This window comes from Cobetia sp. SIMBA_158 (assembly GCF_046566945.1).
Taxonomy (GTDB): Bacteria; Pseudomonadota; Gammaproteobacteria; order Pseudomonadales; family Halomonadaceae; genus Cobetia; species Cobetia amphilecti.
Window position 1 is genome coordinate 1 of record NZ_JAWJYL010000363.1, and the last position, 273, is coordinate 273.

The window sequence follows — 273 nt, forward strand, 5'->3', positions numbered from 1 at the left end:
GACGTAAAACTGAACTCCTTAGAACCCTTTAAATATAGTCTGTTTAGCGTGTTATGACAGTTTATTTACACTTATTGCATAAGCTTATCTATATGTTGTTTAGCTTCAGTAAGATAGTGCCCAGCAAAAATATTTGCATGATTTAAAATAGGGTATAGTTGGTAAATATGTTTACGTTTTTGATAGCTTGATAGAAGAGGATATTGCTTATTATAGGCAACATAACATTCATCGGGTAGTGGCGCAAATAGCTCGCTCATTGCTATATCAACT

The 273-nt window shown here is 33.3% G+C and carries 1 protein-coding gene; it reads right to left on the minus strand.

The annotated features are described in order from the left end of the window. Positions 1–71 precede the first annotated feature (71 nt). The coding region (locus R2R70_RS20300) for a fructosamine kinase family protein (RefSeq protein ID WP_410978944.1) at positions 72–273 on the minus strand (202 nt) is incomplete at its 5' end.